A 235-nucleotide genomic window follows, 5' to 3' on the forward strand; every position below is an offset into this window, starting at 1 on the left:
ACGGCGGGTGCGCATTTCCGTGCGCGATTCCGGGCCCGGCCTGAGCGCGGCGCAAATGGAGGAGCTGTTCCAGCCGTTCAATCGCCTGGGACAGGAAGCGGGCACCGAGGAGGGAACGGGCATCGGCCTCGTCGTCACGAAGCGCCTGGTCGAATTAATGAACGGCAGCATCGGCGTGACCAGCACGGTCGGGATCGGCAGCGTGTTCTGGATCCAGCTCGACAGTGTGGCGCCG

The 235-nt window shown here is 66.4% G+C and carries 1 protein-coding gene; it reads left to right on the top strand.

The genetic code is table 11. The annotated features are described in order from the left end of the window. Positions 1 to 235 (top strand): ATP-binding protein (locus tag ACEN88_RS36275; protein WP_413347209.1); only part of this gene is annotated, 235 nt, incomplete at both ends.

The organism is Massilia sp. CT11-108 (assembly GCF_047302915.1).
GTDB lineage: Bacteria > Pseudomonadota > Gammaproteobacteria > Burkholderiales > Burkholderiaceae_D > Telluria > Telluria orientalis.